13 protein-coding genes are annotated in these 13,906 nt (G+C 43.8%); 4 read left to right on the plus strand and 9 right to left on the minus strand.

Going from position 1 to position 13,906, the window contains the following annotated elements; translation table 11 throughout:
* Positions 1-29 precede the first annotated feature (29 nt).
* A complete protein-coding gene (gene dnaK, locus P2W76_RS07660; RefSeq protein WP_276347107.1) occupies positions 30-1,946 on the plus strand; it encodes a molecular chaperone DnaK in 1,917 nt (638 codons plus the stop codon).
* 228 nt (positions 1,947-2,174) lie between these two features.
* Here the strand turns inward: dnaK and P2W76_RS07665 are convergent, their stop codons facing one another.
* From P2W76_RS07665 to P2W76_RS07690, 6 genes are all read right to left on the minus strand, one after another.
* The gene (locus P2W76_RS07665; RefSeq protein ID WP_276347108.1) at positions 2,175-3,095 is read right to left on the minus strand and encodes a sugar phosphate nucleotidyltransferase; all 921 of its coding nucleotides are present in this window, start codon (positions 3,093-3,095) and stop codon (positions 2,175-2,177) included.
* Positions 3,096-3,137: 42 nt separating this feature from the next.
* Positions 3,138-4,670, minus strand: coding sequence for a helicase HerA-like domain-containing protein (locus P2W76_RS07670; protein ID WP_276347109.1), 1,533 nt, complete (start codon positions 4,668-4,670; stop codon positions 3,138-3,140).
* Positions 4,671-4,735: 65 nt separating this feature from the next.
* Positions 4,736-5,842, minus strand: a complete 1,107-nt coding sequence (locus tag P2W76_RS07675) for a M42 family metallopeptidase (protein ID WP_276347110.1) — start codon at positions 5,840-5,842, stop codon at positions 4,736-4,738.
* A 217-nt stretch (positions 5,843-6,059) separates the two neighbouring features.
* On the minus strand, positions 6,060-6,353 hold the full coding sequence (locus tag P2W76_RS07680; RefSeq protein WP_276347111.1) for an ORF6N domain-containing protein: 294 nt from the start codon (positions 6,351-6,353) through the stop codon (positions 6,060-6,062).
* A 7-nt stretch (positions 6,354-6,360) separates the two neighbouring features.
* Positions 6,361-6,768, minus strand: a complete 408-nt coding sequence (locus P2W76_RS07685) for a GNAT family N-acetyltransferase (protein WP_276347112.1) — start codon at positions 6,766-6,768, stop codon at positions 6,361-6,363.
* Between the two features lie 115 nt (positions 6,769-6,883).
* A complete protein-coding gene (locus P2W76_RS07690; RefSeq protein ID WP_276347113.1) occupies positions 6,884-8,425 on the minus strand; it encodes an acyl-CoA carboxylase subunit beta in 1,542 nt (513 codons plus the stop codon).
* Positions 8,426-8,606: 181 nt separating this feature from the next.
* Between P2W76_RS07690 and P2W76_RS07695 the strand changes: the two genes are divergently transcribed.
* The 3 genes from P2W76_RS07695 (at position 8,607) to P2W76_RS07705 (ending at position 11,454) form a co-directional block, all read left to right on the plus strand.
* Complete coding sequence (locus tag P2W76_RS07695) at positions 8,607-8,942, plus strand: hypothetical protein (protein ID WP_276347114.1); 336 nt, start codon at positions 8,607-8,609, stop codon at positions 8,940-8,942.
* A gap of 195 nt (positions 8,943-9,137) precedes the next feature.
* Positions 9,138-9,815: a carbonic anhydrase gene (locus P2W76_RS07700; RefSeq protein ID WP_276347115.1), complete on the plus strand. Its 678-nt coding sequence runs from the start codon at positions 9,138-9,140 to the stop codon at positions 9,813-9,815.
* A 73-nt stretch (positions 9,816-9,888) separates the two neighbouring features.
* On the plus strand, positions 9,889-11,454 hold the full coding sequence (locus P2W76_RS07705) for a SulP family inorganic anion transporter (RefSeq protein ID WP_276347117.1): 1,566 nt from the start codon (positions 9,889-9,891) through the stop codon (positions 11,452-11,454).
* Positions 11,455-11,527: 73 nt separating this feature from the next.
* Here P2W76_RS07705 and pruA read toward each other — a convergent pair whose 3' ends face one another.
* The 3 genes from pruA to P2W76_RS07720 form a co-directional block, all read right to left on the minus strand.
* Complete coding sequence (gene pruA, locus P2W76_RS07710) at positions 11,528-13,159, minus strand: L-glutamate gamma-semialdehyde dehydrogenase (protein ID WP_276347119.1); 1,632 nt, start codon at positions 13,157-13,159, stop codon at positions 11,528-11,530.
* A 145-nt stretch (positions 13,160-13,304) separates the two neighbouring features.
* Entirely contained in the window at positions 13,305-13,652 is a 348-nt protein-coding gene (locus tag P2W76_RS07715) for a type II toxin-antitoxin system PemK/MazF family toxin (RefSeq protein WP_276347121.1), read from the minus strand.
* Complete coding sequence (locus P2W76_RS07720; RefSeq protein ID WP_276347122.1) at positions 13,624-13,866, minus strand: ribbon-helix-helix protein, CopG family; 243 nt, start codon at positions 13,864-13,866, stop codon at positions 13,624-13,626. Before P2W76_RS07720 ends, P2W76_RS07715 begins: the two co-directional genes overlap by 29 nt.
* Positions 13,867-13,906: the final 40 nt, after the last annotated feature.

Below are 13,906 nucleotides of genomic sequence, written 5' to 3' on the forward strand. Positions count from 1 at the left end.
AACACAAATTAAAGAAGGATTATAATAATATGGCAAAGATAATTGGTATTGACTTAGGAACAACAAATTCATGCGTTGCTGTAATGGAAGGTAATGAGCCTGTAGTTATTCCAAACAGTGAAGGCAAGCGTACAACGCCTTCGATTGTTGCATTTGTTGATAATGGAGAACGTAAGGTAGGAGATCCGGCAAAACGCCAGGCAATTACCAATCCTACAAAAACGATTTCTTCAATAAAGAGATTTATGGGTAACAGCTTCGGCGAGGTTACCAATGAGATGACGCGCGTGCCTTACATAGTTGAAAAAGGAGACAATAACACACCGCGCGTTAAAATAGACGACCGCTTATATACACCGCAGGAAATTTCAGCAATGATATTGCAGAAAATGAAGAAAACTGCCGAAGACTTTTTGGGTCAGGAAGTGAACGAAGCGGTTATTACAGTTCCGGCATATTTTAACGATGCTCAGCGCCAGGCAACTAAGGAGGCCGGCGAAATTGCAGGATTAAAGGTTTCCCGTATCATTAATGAGCCTACAGCCGCAGCTTTAGCTTACGGTCTGGATAAAGCTCATAAGGATATGAAGATCGTTGTGTTCGACTGCGGGGGTGGTACTCATGACGTTTCCGTTCTGGAGCTTGGTGACGGTGTGTTTGAAGTTAAATCCACTGATGGTGATACTCACCTGGGTGGTGATGACTTTGACGCTGTGATCATCGACTGGATGGCTGACGAGTTCAAGAGCGATGAGGGTATCGACCTTCGTAAAGATCCAATGGCACTTCAGCGTTTGAAAGAAGCCGCCGAGAAAGCTAAAATTGAATTGTCAAGCTCGACACAAACAGAGATTAACCTGCCATATATTTCCGCAGGCGACGGTATGCCAAAGCACCTGGTTAAGTCCTTAACCCGTGCTAAATTTGAGCAATTGGCAGATAGCCTGATCAAACGTACTATTGACCCTTGTAAAAAGGCTCTGAAGAATGCAGGATTAAGCACATCTGATATCGATGAGATCATCCTGGTTGGTGGATCTACACGTATTCCGGCTATTCAGGATGCAGTAAAGGCATTCTTTGGTAAAGAGCCGTCGAAAGGGGTTAACCCTGATGAAGTGGTTGCCATAGGCGCAGCGATTCAGGGTGGTGTATTAACCGGTGAAGTTAAGGATGTACTTTTGTTGGACGTTACCCCGCTTTCATTAGGTATTGAAACAATGGGTGGCGTTATGACTAAACTCATCGATGCAAATACAACTATTCCATCTAAGAAATCGGAAGTATTCTCAACTGCATCTGACAATCAGCCGTCAGTAGAGATCCATATTCTTCAGGGAGAACGTCCGATGGCTAGCCAGAACAGGACAATCGGAAGGTTCCACCTGGACGGAATTCCACCTTCACCGCGTGGTATCCCGCAGATCGAGGTTACTTTTGACATCGATGCAAACGGTATCTTACACGTGGGAGCGAAGGATAAAGCAACAGGTAAAGAGCAGAAGATCCGTATTGAGGCTTCTTCAGGATTAACTGATGAAGAGATCAAAAAGATGAAAGATGAAGCGGAAGCAAATGCCGAAGCGGATAAGCAGGCACGTGAGGAGGTTGAAAAACTGAATGCTGCCGACGCATTGATCTTCTCAACTGAAAAGCAACTGAAAGAATACGGCGATAAATTGTCTGATGATAAGAAATCTCCGATCGAGGAGGGTCTTAAGAAACTGAAGGACGCTCATGCATCTAAGGATTTCCCGGCTATCGATGCCGCTCAGACAGAACTTCAGGCTGCATGGAATGTTGCTTCTGAAGACATGTATAAGGCTTCACAGGAAGCCGGCGCAGGTCAGGATGGACAAGCGCAGGGAGATGCCTCCGCACAAGATGCGGGAGATCATGTTACTGACGTTGATTTTGAGGAAGTAAAAGAGGACGACAAAAAGTAAGAATAAGATCAAGGTCTAAATAGAAACAGGCTGCCCCATCAGGAGGCGGCCTGTTTTGTTTAAATAGGATGCGTAAGATGGATAGGATGTGTAAGATGCTCGGTGGAGAGTTGTCTGGAATAGGATTCGTAGGATTTTAGGATGATAGGATTTTTAAGTCTGCGCGGAATTTCTCCACTCAGATCTTATGCATCCTAAAATCCTATGCATCCTATTTTATTTAGTAGACTACTGCCAAAGATTTCGAGGATATTCCCCCGAAGCAACCAATTTATCAATGCTCTCCTGCACGATAGGCTTATCCTCGATATAAGTTACCCCGAACCACTTGTTTTGTGTAGGGATGACTTTAAATGCTGCCTTGCCGTTTTTGATAAGTTCATCAGCTACCAGCGGTATAAAGAACTCAGCTTTCGGATTGTCCTGGTTGTTCAGCGCAAATTCTTTGAACATAGTTGCAGTAAGCTCAAATATCTTAGGGGTAAAACCCCAGAAATTCATGGAAACCCTAGCATCGGCCCTTAATGGGACTTCTTGTCCGGCATCTTCAAATGCCACTTCCCTGGTATTATTGCCATCGGCGTCCTTTTTGAAATAGACTTTAAGTCTTTCATTCACTTCTGTGAGGTTACCTTCATCATCAACCTCGCAAACACCGCGTGAAACGGATCCGTAATCTGATAAAGTTTTATCTATCTGAAAACCGATAAGAGAAAATTGATCGTCAGTAACCTCATTGGTTAGGAAGTCGGCCATCTTTTGATAAGCTTCCCTGCCGTAGAAGTCATCAGCGTTAATAACACAAAAAGGTTCATGAACAGCATCTTTTGCTGCAAGCGTAGCGTGAGCGGTACCCCAGGGTTTTGCACGTTCTATTTCGAAATCAATACCGTAAGGTTTAAGGTCGAAAGTTTGGAAGACATAATCTGTTTCGATCCTGCCTTTTAGCTTAGGCTCGAAGATCGATTTGAAGTTATCGGCAAATTCTTCCTTTATTACAAATATAACTTTGCCGAACCCGGCTTTTATCGCGTCGTATATAGAGTAATCAATAATGGTTTCGCCGTTTGGGCCAAAGCCATCAGTTTGTTTCATGCTGCCATAGCGGCTAGCCATTCCAGCCGCAAGAATTACTAAAGTAGGTTTCATTGATAGTTAATTAATATTCATTTAATAAGGTTTATCGTAGGATCAATACCGGGGTTTTTTGCCTGTGAGCATTCCGAACAGACCTCTTACAATAGCAGTTCCTATCTGTCGGGTGATTGGTGCGCTGATCACTTTTTCAAAGGTACTTTTCTCGTTTCTTCTGGGAGCACTTTCCTTCTGCTCTATTTCTTTTTGTTTGATTTCTTCCTCTTCGGCAAGTTTCTCCTCGACACGTTTTGTCAGGATGTCATATGCACTTTCAGGATCAATAACTTCCTGATATTTGGTGAAATTTGCACTCGACAGCATAAGATTCTCTGCATCAGCAGCAGGTAGCGGCGACATTGATGCCCTTGGGGGAATAAGATGAGCTGCCACAACTTCCGTAGGGATACCTTTTTCGTTAAGCACAGTAATTAGTGCCTGCCCGGTACCCAACGCAGTCAGCGTCCGGTCGATCTCATAGAACCTGGACCGTGGGTAGGTGTTCACAGTCTTTTTCAAAGCCTCGGCGTCGTTAGGTGTAAATGCCCTAAGCGCATGTTGTACCCTGTTGCCTAGCTGCCCTAATACACTCTCAGGCACATCCATTGGTGACTGGGTACAGAAGAAAACACCGATCCCTTTCGACCTGATCAACCTGATTATGGTTTCGATCTGTTCGAGGAAGGCCCTGGACGAATTTTTGAAAAGTAAATGAGCTTCATCAAAAAAGAATACCAATTTGGGCTTCTCAGGATCTCCCGCTTCGGGCATGCTGTAAAAGATCTCGGCTAACAAGCTTAATAAAAACGTGGAGTACAAAACAGGCTGAGCCTGAACATCAGAAATATTAAGCAAGCTGATCACGCCTTTTCCATCTGTCCGGCTAAACAGGTCCTGAATATCAAATGAACGCTCGCCAAATATCTTTGACAGGCCCTGCTGTTCAATCGCGACTATCTTCCTAAGCATTGTGCCGGAAGTGGCAGTTGAGATGGTGCCGTAGCTTTCCTTAATCTCAAGAGCTCCGGCGCCGTCCGAAAGGTAAGAGATTAACTTTTTAAGGTCGTTCAGATCTAACAGGGGCAGCTTGTGATCGTCCGCATATTTGAATATAACCGCCATTACGCCAGCCTGGGTTTCGTTGAGGTCCAGAATTTTAGAAAGGAGCACCGGACCGAACTCCAGTACAGTAGCGCGCATCTGGGCCCCTAACTTTCCCGACAGCGAATATAGTTCGACCGGAAATTCTGTAGGTGTGTATGTTATTCCCAGGGCAGCGGCTCTTTCCTCGAGCTTAGAATTAGTCTGCCCGGCCTGGTTAAGTCCGGATAGATCGCCTTTAACATCCAGCATAAATACCGGTACTCCGGCGTCGGAGAGCTGCTCAGCAATTAGCTGAAGTGTCCGTGTCTTACCTGTTCCGGTTGCGCCGGCAATGAGGCCGTGACGGTTCATCATTTTTAAGGCCAGATTGACTTGTGCTTCCGGAACTATCTCTCCGTCTAATATTCCCGCACCCAGGTAAATGAACGCATTTTCCGTGTTATAGGAAGATTTAATGGTATCCTTAAATTCAGACTTCTTTTCCATATTACTTTATTTATGAACCTCTAACCCGCCAAAACTAACAAAGGGTAAATACCCGTTGCAAGACGTTATTTGACAGAACGGAAATCGTGATCAACTTTAATGTTTAACAGCGACTCATAGATCAGACGTATAACATTGTCAACGTCTTCCTTATGGATCATCTCAACGGTGGTGTGCATATAACGAAGCGGCAGGGAAATAAGAGCTGATACGACTCCGTCGTTAGAATAGGCGAATGCATCGGTGTCGGTTCCTGTTGACCTTGACGATGCCTGGCGTTGAAAAGGGATATTGCTTTTAACGGCCGTGTCGATCAATAGCTTATTCAGATTGGTTTGCACAGCCGGAGCGTAAGAGACCACCGGTCCTTTGCCGCAGGCAAGGTCTCCCTGTGTGATCTTATTTATCATCGGAGTCTGAGTATCGTGTGTGACATCCGTAATGATCGCAACGTTAGGTTTAATCCTGTGGGCAATCATTTCGGCCCCGCGCAGCCCGATTTCCTCCTGAACGGAGTTAACGATATAGAGTCCAAAAGGGAGCTTCTTTTTATTCTCTTTCAATAGCCGCGCAACTTCAGCTATCATAAAACCACCGGCACGATTATCAAGTGCACGGCCTACATAATAGCGATCATTAAGAACCATGAACTCATCCTCGTATGTGATTACACAGCCCACGTGAATACCAAGGGCTTCTACTTCTTCTTTTGTGGTACATCCACAATCAAGAAAAATGTTCTTCAGGGTAGGAGCTTCTTCTTTTTCGCCGCTGCGGGTATGAATAGCCGGCCATCCGAATACAGCTTTGACAATCCCCTTTTCAGTGTGAATGTTAACGCGTTTTGACGGGGCGATCTGATGATCTGAGCCACCGTTCCTGATCACATAAATTAGCCCGTCTTTGGTGATATAATTAACAAACCATGAGATCTCGTCAGCATGGGCTTCGATAACAACTTTATAAGCCGCCTGGGGATTTATAACCGCAACTGCAGTACCATAATTATCTACGAAATGTTCATCAGTATAGGGCTTGATATAATCCAGCCACAAACGTTGGCCTTCCCACTCAAAACCTGTAGGAGAGGGGTTGTTGATGTAATTCTCGAAAAATGCCAGTGACTTCTTATTAACTACCGGGATGTGTTTTTCTTCTTTTTTCTTTGCCATTATGAATTATCGTTCTTTGTCTTGATTCTGTAGCCAACTGGCTCAGTTTTTTGTCTTTTGGTTTCTATCTTGTTCAATAGGTGCTGGAATACATTATTGATCTTTTCATCCAGCTGAGTTATCTTTTTGTAAAGGTCTTGATTTTGCAGCAAGATTTGGCGGTAATATACGAAAGCCCGCATAATTTCGATATTTATCTTGACAGCTTTTGTCGACCTTAATACCGATGAAAGCATGGCAACGCCCTGTTCTGTGAAGGCCAATGGTTAGCGCTCGAATGCTTGAGATTTGTTAACCGGTCGCAATTTGCGACCAGTTGATTCTTCTCCTCTTTGGTTAATTCGAACATGAAATCATCAGGAAAATTTCCTCTGTTCCTTTTTACTTGCTCCTTAAGTCGTTTTGTTTCAGTCTCATATAAAGCCGCAAGGTCCGCATCGATCATCACTTTATACCCTCTCAATTCGAAAATTAAACTTTCAAATTGCCGTGTTTTAAGAATATCTTCCATTTAATAGTCATAAAGTCCTTTCCATGATGACGTAGTCATATCCATTTGCATGGGATATTTTCTCCGTTTCGATAAAGCCGAAGCTACTATAGAAACCGGAAGCGCTTTTACGTGCATTACACCAAATATGATTACAGCCTTCATTTTTAGAATACTCCATAAGATAGCGAAGAATTTCTGAGCCATATCCTTTGTGTTGATATTCTGAACGAGTGGCAAACTTGCGGAACTGCATTGAATCCCCGTTCCTGAATAATGAAACTACACTTATTAGAACGTTTTCATCAAATAATCCCAAATGTAACCCGTCATCATCATTCGGCAGGATCGCTTTATCGAAATCCAGATCCGGGTACATCACCTTATGCCGGATCTTCCAGGTTAGGTAAGCGGGGATTTGTTCAATGTGACTCATTGGAGTTATACGTGGTACGTTTTACGTTATAAATATCTAAACGCTTTGTTAAAGAGGTGGTTGTACTTTTCAGATCGATGTGTACGTTTGCAACGTATAACGTACCACGTATAACTTACAACGGTATATTACCATGCTTCTTCCTCGGATTATTAACCACTTTATTCTCCAGCATCTTAAATGCTTTGATTAGTTTTTTCCTGGTTTCTGCCGGTTCGATAACTTCGTCTATAAAGCCCCGTTCAGCGGCTCTGTAAGGGTTCGCAAAGATGTCGGAGTATTCTTTTTCTTTTTCAAGCCAGCGGGCATTCGGGTCTTCGGCAGCCATTATGTCCCGTTTGAAAATAATCTCGGCCGCTCCTTTAGCTCCCATGACGGCGATCTCGGCACTCGGCCAGGCATAGTTCATATCGGCGCCAATATGTTTGGAATTCATAACATCGTAAGCGCCGCCATATGCTTTGCGGGTTATCACTGTGATCCTGGGGACGGTAGCTTCACAGAAGGCGTATAAGAGTTTGGCTCCATTAGTTATGATAGCATTCCACTCCTGATCCGTTCCTGGCAGGAAGCCCGGGACATCTTCCAGCACGAGCAAAGGGATATTAAAACTATCGCAAAAGCGAACGAAACGCGCTCCTTTAACGGACGAATTAATATCCAGGACACCGGCCAAAAAAGCGGGCTGATTAGCCACAATGCCAATAGAGCGTCCGGCCAGGCGTGCGAAACCAACAACTATATTCTCCGCAAAATTTTTATGAACTTCCAGGAACGAGTCTTCGTCTGTTAATTCTGCGATGACTTCGCGAATGTCGTATGGCTGGGAGTTATTTGCCGGTATAATTCGATTTAATTGCGGCCGGGACTCATCAGCCGTCTCGTATACGCGGAAAGGAGTATTCTCCTCACAATTCTGCGGCATGTAGCTCAGCAATTCCTTTATGTGATTGATTGCCTCAATTTCGTTGGTACAAGCGAAATGAGTCACTCCTGACTTGGTGGAATGTGCGCTCGCGCCACCTAACTCTTCGGAACTTACTTCCTCATGCGTGACGGTCTTCACCACGTTCGGGCCGGTTACAAACATGTACGAAGTGTTTTCAACCATCAGAACAAAATCGGTAATAGCAGGCGAGTAAACAGCACCGCCCGCGCATGGCCCCATTATGGCAGAAATTTGTGGAACCACGCCAGATGCCAATGTGTTCTTATAAAATATATCAGCATATCCACCTAACGAAACTACACCTTCCTGTATGCGGGCACCTCCGGAGTCGTTCAAGCCAATTACCGGCGCGCCATTTTTTAAAGCCAGATCCATGATCTTACAGATCTTTTCTGCGTGTGTTTCTGACAGGGAGCCGCCAAATACCGTAAAATCCTGTGAAAATACATATACGAGCCTGCCGTTGACTGTGCCGTATCCTGTAACCACGCCATCGCCGGGATATTTTTCTTTTTCCATCCCAAAATCTGTCGACCGGTGCGTAACCAGCATCCCGATTTCCTCAAACGATCCTTCGTCAAGCAGAAAATGCAGTCGTTCCCTTGCGGTAAGCTTTCCTTTTTTGTGCTGACTCTCTATCCGTGTCAGGCCGCCACCCAGCAATGCCTCTTCCTGCTTGCTCCTGAGAGTTTCTATTTTCTTATCCAAAATATAGGTTTTTGGTGAAATTAGTAAAAATATGCCCTTATTCCTTACTCTTTCTTCTTTGCTCTTTTTGTAATTCTTTTGTTAACTTTTTCTTTTTTTTTCGGACTTTGCATAGATTTTGCGCTTTTTATTACACATTTGCAACGAACCTAACACGCATATTGTATCGATTTATACCAATATGAAAAAGGAATTCGCAAGAAAGCTCTTTAGTTCAATATTTTTATTCGTCTTCTTTGCTAAGATGGTTATTTCAGTTGCGCCCTTAATTGCAGTGCATTTGGATAGCGAAATAGTAAAGGCGGTAATCATGCAGCTTGAAATTGAAAGCCACTCCACTAAAGGTTCCGACCAGGCTAAGGATAGTTTGAATAAAGGAGAATGGCTCACCGGTCTGAATAAGTTTAATTTTAATCGTCCACATATTGATATCGCTATAAAGCAATATATCTTTTCAAGGAACTTCGCCATACAGGCGTTCTATCCCTCGGTTCCCACCCCTCCTCCGAACTGCTAATTTTCATTTAATGTTTCCTGATCTATCAGGTAGTGTGAGTGAGATTCCAAATTATGGACTAAATCTCATGTCGTTCTGTGTTTAATTTTCCGGAATCGGATGTTGACCACAAGCGCTATTGATTACACTCATGTAGAATCCTGCAATTCTTTTGCAGCTATTAACAAATGATTATAAACTTTAAGGAAGAAAATAATGAAACATCATAAAGGTCAAACCCGTGACTCACTAACTCCAGAAATTGCACTTGAATTTTTAAAGGAAGGAAATGCCCGTTTTTGCAATAGTCTGCGATACAATAGAGATTTTATGCAGACGGTATCTGAGACCGCAGAAGGTCAATGGCCGTTCGCAGCAGTTTTAAGCTGTAGTGACTCAAGAGTCGTAACTGAGCTCATCTTTGATCAGGGCCTCGGCGACATATTCAGCGTCCGGCTTGCTGGAAATATCGCAAGCCAGCAAGCCATAGCCAGTATGGAATATACCTGTAAGGTATTAGGAAGTAAACTGATAGTCGTTTTAGGACATACTGGCTGTGGTGCAGTAAAAGCGGCATGTGATGGTGTGGAAATAGGAAATCTCGGCTCACTTACTAAGATGATCCTTCCGGCAATTGAATCGGAGACTTCGACTAAAGCAAATCGGGTGTCATCAAATACCGAATTTCTGAATAACGTGCTTCATAACAATGTACATCATCAAATTCAAACGATCGTGTCGGGGAGTCAGCTCATCCGCGAAATGCTGCATGCCGGCGAAATCGGGATAATCGGCGGTGTATACGATATAAGCACAGGAAGTGTCGACTTCTTTAACGAGATGTTCGATCTTGAAAATACTCCCGGCAACACCAGGTCTATGCAATCAGCATAAGGTTTTTATCTCTGTTATTCAAAACAAGAAATCATCATTAATAAACTGATCCAAAAGATCATTAAAATATCATATGAGTAAATATTTTTTAAGCAAGAACTTAAGGAAAGACTTGCCTTCAGGGTTGGTAGTCTTCCTGGTAGCTCTGCCCCTTTGCCTTGGAATTGCAATGGCATCGGGAGCCCCGTTGTTCGCGGGCATCCTTACCGGGATCATAGGCGGGATAGTAGTTTCATCTATCAGCGGTTCACAATTAAGTGTGAGCGGACCGGCAGCGGGCCTAACGGTTATCGTTTTCAGTGCTATCGCATCGTTGGGTTCCTATCAAACCTTTTTGCTTGCAGTAGTCCTGGCCGGATTTATCCAGATCATTCTGGGATTCGTAAAAGCCGGTATTATCGCAAATTATTTCCCCTCGTCTGTTATCGAAGGAATGCTGGCAGCAATCGGGATTATACTTATTCTTAAGCAATTACCTCACGCCGTAGGTTATGATTCTGATTTTGAAGGCGACGAAAGTTTTCTTCAGAGCGATCAGAGTAATACATTCTCTGCTATTGGTGATGCTTTCAATAAATTCAGCTACGGAGCGGTTATCATAAGCGTCGTATCGCTTTTAATACTGATCTATTGGCCTAAAATAAAAAAGCTAAGCATGATACCTGCGCCCGTATTGGTCGTGGCTATTGGCATTGTGTTTTCGGCTTTGTTCCAAAACACCCAATTCGCTTTAACTCCTGAGCATTTGGTAACGATACCAGTTGTTAATTCCTTTACCGAGTTTATGGGGTTATTTTCTTTGCCGGATTTTTCGCAGCTCTCCAATAAAGCTGTCTGGACTGTAGCCTTCACAATTGCAATTGTTGCAAGCATAGAAACACTTTTGTGTATTGAAGCTGTAGATAAAATCGATCCCATTAAGCGGGTTTCTCCAACAAACAGGGAGCTTGTTGCGCAGGGCGTTGGAAATATCGCCAGCGGAATGTTGGGTGGATTACCTATGACATCTGTAATTGTCAGATCGTCTGTGAATGTCAATTCCGGCGGCAGGACGAAAATGAGCGCTATATTTCATGGGATATTCCTTTTGCTTTCTGTCCTGTTTATTCCTGTTCTTTTGAATAAAATTCCCCTGGCATGTCTTGCAGCCATTCTCCTGGTTACAGGATACAAGCTTGCGAGGATTGATTTGTTTAAGAAGATGTGGCACCACGGAAAAGACCAGTTTGTTCCTTTTACTGTGACTATCCTCGCTATCGTATTCACAGATTTGCTGAAAGGCGTGGCTATCGGCATGCTGGTTGGGATATTCTATATCCTTAGAAATAATCTTCGCAATCCATATTTCTACAAGATTGAAAAGAACGCCGATAAGAAGGTTATAACTATCAAATTAGCACAGGAGGTTTCCTTCCTGAATAAGGCGGCTATACAAGGTATTTTAAATAATATACCGAAAGAATCGGATGTGATCATAGATGGCACAGATGCCAGGTACATAGATAAGGACGTGCTGGAGATCATTGATAATTTTAAGCACAATGCTTATACCAAGGCAACGATTGTCCAGCTTGTGAATATTAAGGATCAATATGAGATACCTCCGCTAAAAGAGGCGGTATTGACGAAGGCACATTAATAACGTGTGCCCGGATACCCCGATCCCGGATATGAAAAGGGCGTCTGAGAAGACGCCCTTTTCTTTTGTAAACTTATTTTTCCTCCAAAAAAGGGTAGGAGTACTCCGTTGGGGGATCGAATGTTTCTTTGATCGTTCTTGGCGAAACCCAGCGAAGTAAATTGATCATGGAGCCAGCTTTGTCGTTTGTACCCGACCCTCTCGCCCCTCCAAAAGGCTGCTGACCAACTACCGCACCAGTACATTTATCATTAATGTAAAAATTACCGGCAGCATTTTTCAGGGCCCGTGTAGCCGTTTCGATCACATAGCGATCCTGAGCAAGAACAGCTCCCGTTAGGGCATATATCGAAGTACGGTCAACCAGTTCGAGCGTTTTTTCGAAATCTTTATCGGCATACACGAAAATGGTCAGAACAGGGCCGAATAGTTCCTCGCACATGGTGATATAGTTCGGGTCCTTAGTAAGTATAACAGTCGGCTCTATAAAATATCCGTCAGACTTGTCGTAATTCCCACCGGCTATGATCTCCAGGCTTTTGTCTTTTTTTGCTGTATCAATATACTTAGCGAGTTTGTCGAATGATTTTTCATCGATAACGGCGTTTATGAAATTGCTGAAATCTTCAACCGGCCCCATTTTTATACTCGACAGATCATTAACAACGCGTTGCCTTATTGCGGGCCAAATTGAATTGGCAATATAAACCCTGGATGCGGCAGAGCACTTTTGGCCCTGGTATTCAAAAGCTCCGCGCACTATAGCGGTACTAGCTGCCTTCACATCTGCGGAACCATGGACTAATATAAAGTCCTTACCCCCGGTTTCGCCGACAATACGCGGGTAGGTTTTATATTTATGGATGTTATTCCCAATGGTTTTCCAGATATCCTGAAAAACGCCGGTAGAACCGGTGAAGTGTATACCTGCGAAATCAGGATGGTTAAAGATTATCTCCCCGGCATCAGGTCCGGAAACAAATACTAAATTAATAACGCCGTCAGGCAAGCCTGCTTCACGAAAGACTTCCATCAATATATTGGCTGAGTAGATTTGCGAATTTGCAGGCTTCCAGACCACTACATTACCCATCATGGCGGCCGACGTGGGAAGATTTCCGGCTATCGCGGTGAAATTAAATGGAGTCAGGGCAAAAATAAACCCTTCTAAAGGTCGCTGCTCGATCCTGTTCCATGCACCACGCGAAGATAGCGGCTGCTGCTGGTAGATCTCCGTCATATACTTAACATTGAAACGCAGGAAGTCTATAAGCTCACAAGCAGAGTCTATTTCAGCCTGATAGGCATTTTTCGACTGTCCGAGCATGGTCGCTGCATTGAGCTTATACCGGTAAGGGCCGGCTATAAGGTCTGCTGCTTTGAGGAATACCGCTGCCCGCTGCTCCCAGTCCAGATTCTCCCATAAAACCTTGGCACCTAATGCGGCATTAATCGCGTCAGTAATGTGCTTCTTTTCTCCCTGTGAATAAGTTGCCAGGAGGTGTTTATGGTCATGCGGCGGATGGACTTCCGCCTTCTTAGACGAAGTGATCTCTTTTCCATTGATGACCATCGGAATGTCGATGACCTTTGAACGGGCCTCAGCAAGCGCTTCTTTTAGAAGTGCACGTTCGCGGCTTCCAACTGAATAATTTAAGACGGGTTCGTTTACCGGATCCGGAACATTGAAAAATCCTTTTGACATAATTGGTTGGTTAGTTAGGACAAAGGTAGGGGTTGATCGCTATAAGTTCTAGATTTTACCTTAGATTCTTTGAACTACTAAGGCCACGTTAAGATATTATATACCTGAGCGAGGCGATTAGAATAGGATCCCGTAAGGCAATGGGTTAATATCTCCAGATATCATCGAAGCCATTTTTAATTTGTTTAAGCTCGTCCGCAGATATTGTCCCTATTCTGCGGATCAGGCGTTCTTTGGAAACAGAACGAATATGAAAGACGAGGATTTCGGACGATTCACTCAGTTTATTTGCTGCATCGGGTTTGAGCAAAACATTGCCCTTGTATCGTTTGATCTTTGTCGTTAGCGGGCAGCAAATCACTGTGTTGAGATAGGTATTTGCCAGGTTTCCGCTCACAATCACTACAGGACGGGTACCGGATTGTTCGCTCCCTTTAACCGGATTCAGATCGGCATACCAGAGTTCACCTTGCTTCATTTTCCAGTTGCTCATAATAATCTGCCATACCTTCTTCAGCTATAGAGATTAAATCAGTATCCTCTGCCATTTGTTTATAGGAACGGATATATGCAGCCCGGTTCAGGTGATCGAGGTAAAGCCGGAGTGCCTGTTCTATCAGCTTATTTTTGGGCAATGCGAGCTCTTTCGCTTTTTCTTCAAGCAATTGAAGGAGCCCGTCAGGAAGGGAGCTGGTGAAAGTTGCCATAGATATGTTTATAAACTACAAATATAAAAGATATTTATAT

This window comes from Daejeonella sp. JGW-45 (genome assembly GCF_029360805.1).
Lineage (GTDB): Bacteria > Bacteroidota > Bacteroidia > Sphingobacteriales > Sphingobacteriaceae > Daejeonella.

Coding starts and splice junctions, on each gene's coding strand:
- P2W76_RS07680 (WP_276347111.1), bottom strand. CDS start 6,353: ATGGAAGATATTCTTAAAACACGGCAATTTGAAAGTTTAATTTTCGAA.
- P2W76_RS07720 (WP_276347122.1), bottom strand. CDS start 13,866: ATGGCAACTTTCACCAGCTCCCTTCCTGACGGGCTCCTTCAATTGCTT.
- P2W76_RS07695 (WP_276347114.1), top strand. CDS start 8,607: ATGAAAAAGGAATTCGCAAGAAAGCTCTTTAGTTCAATATTTTTATTC.
- P2W76_RS07715 (WP_276347121.1), bottom strand. CDS start 13,652: ATGAGCAACTGGAAAATGAAGCAAGGTGAACTCTGGTATGCCGATCTG.
- P2W76_RS07665 (WP_276347108.1), bottom strand. CDS start 3,095: ATGAAACCTACTTTAGTAATTCTTGCGGCTGGAATGGCTAGCCGCTAT.
- P2W76_RS07700 (WP_276347115.1), top strand. CDS start 9,138: ATGAAACATCATAAAGGTCAAACCCGTGACTCACTAACTCCAGAAATT.
- P2W76_RS07675 (WP_276347110.1), bottom strand. CDS start 5,842: ATGGCAAAGAAAAAAGAAGAAAAACACATCCCGGTAGTTAATAAGAAG.
- P2W76_RS07685 (WP_276347112.1), bottom strand. CDS start 6,768: ATGAGTCACATTGAACAAATCCCCGCTTACCTAACCTGGAAGATCCGG.
- P2W76_RS07670 (WP_276347109.1), bottom strand. CDS start 4,670: ATGGAAAAGAAGTCTGAATTTAAGGATACCATTAAATCTTCCTATAAC.
- pruA (WP_276347119.1), bottom strand. CDS start 13,159: ATGTCAAAAGGATTTTTCAATGTTCCGGATCCGGTAAACGAACCCGTC.
- P2W76_RS07705 (WP_276347117.1), top strand. CDS start 9,889: ATGAGTAAATATTTTTTAAGCAAGAACTTAAGGAAAGACTTGCCTTCA.
- dnaK (WP_276347107.1), top strand. CDS start 30: ATGGCAAAGATAATTGGTATTGACTTAGGAACAACAAATTCATGCGTT.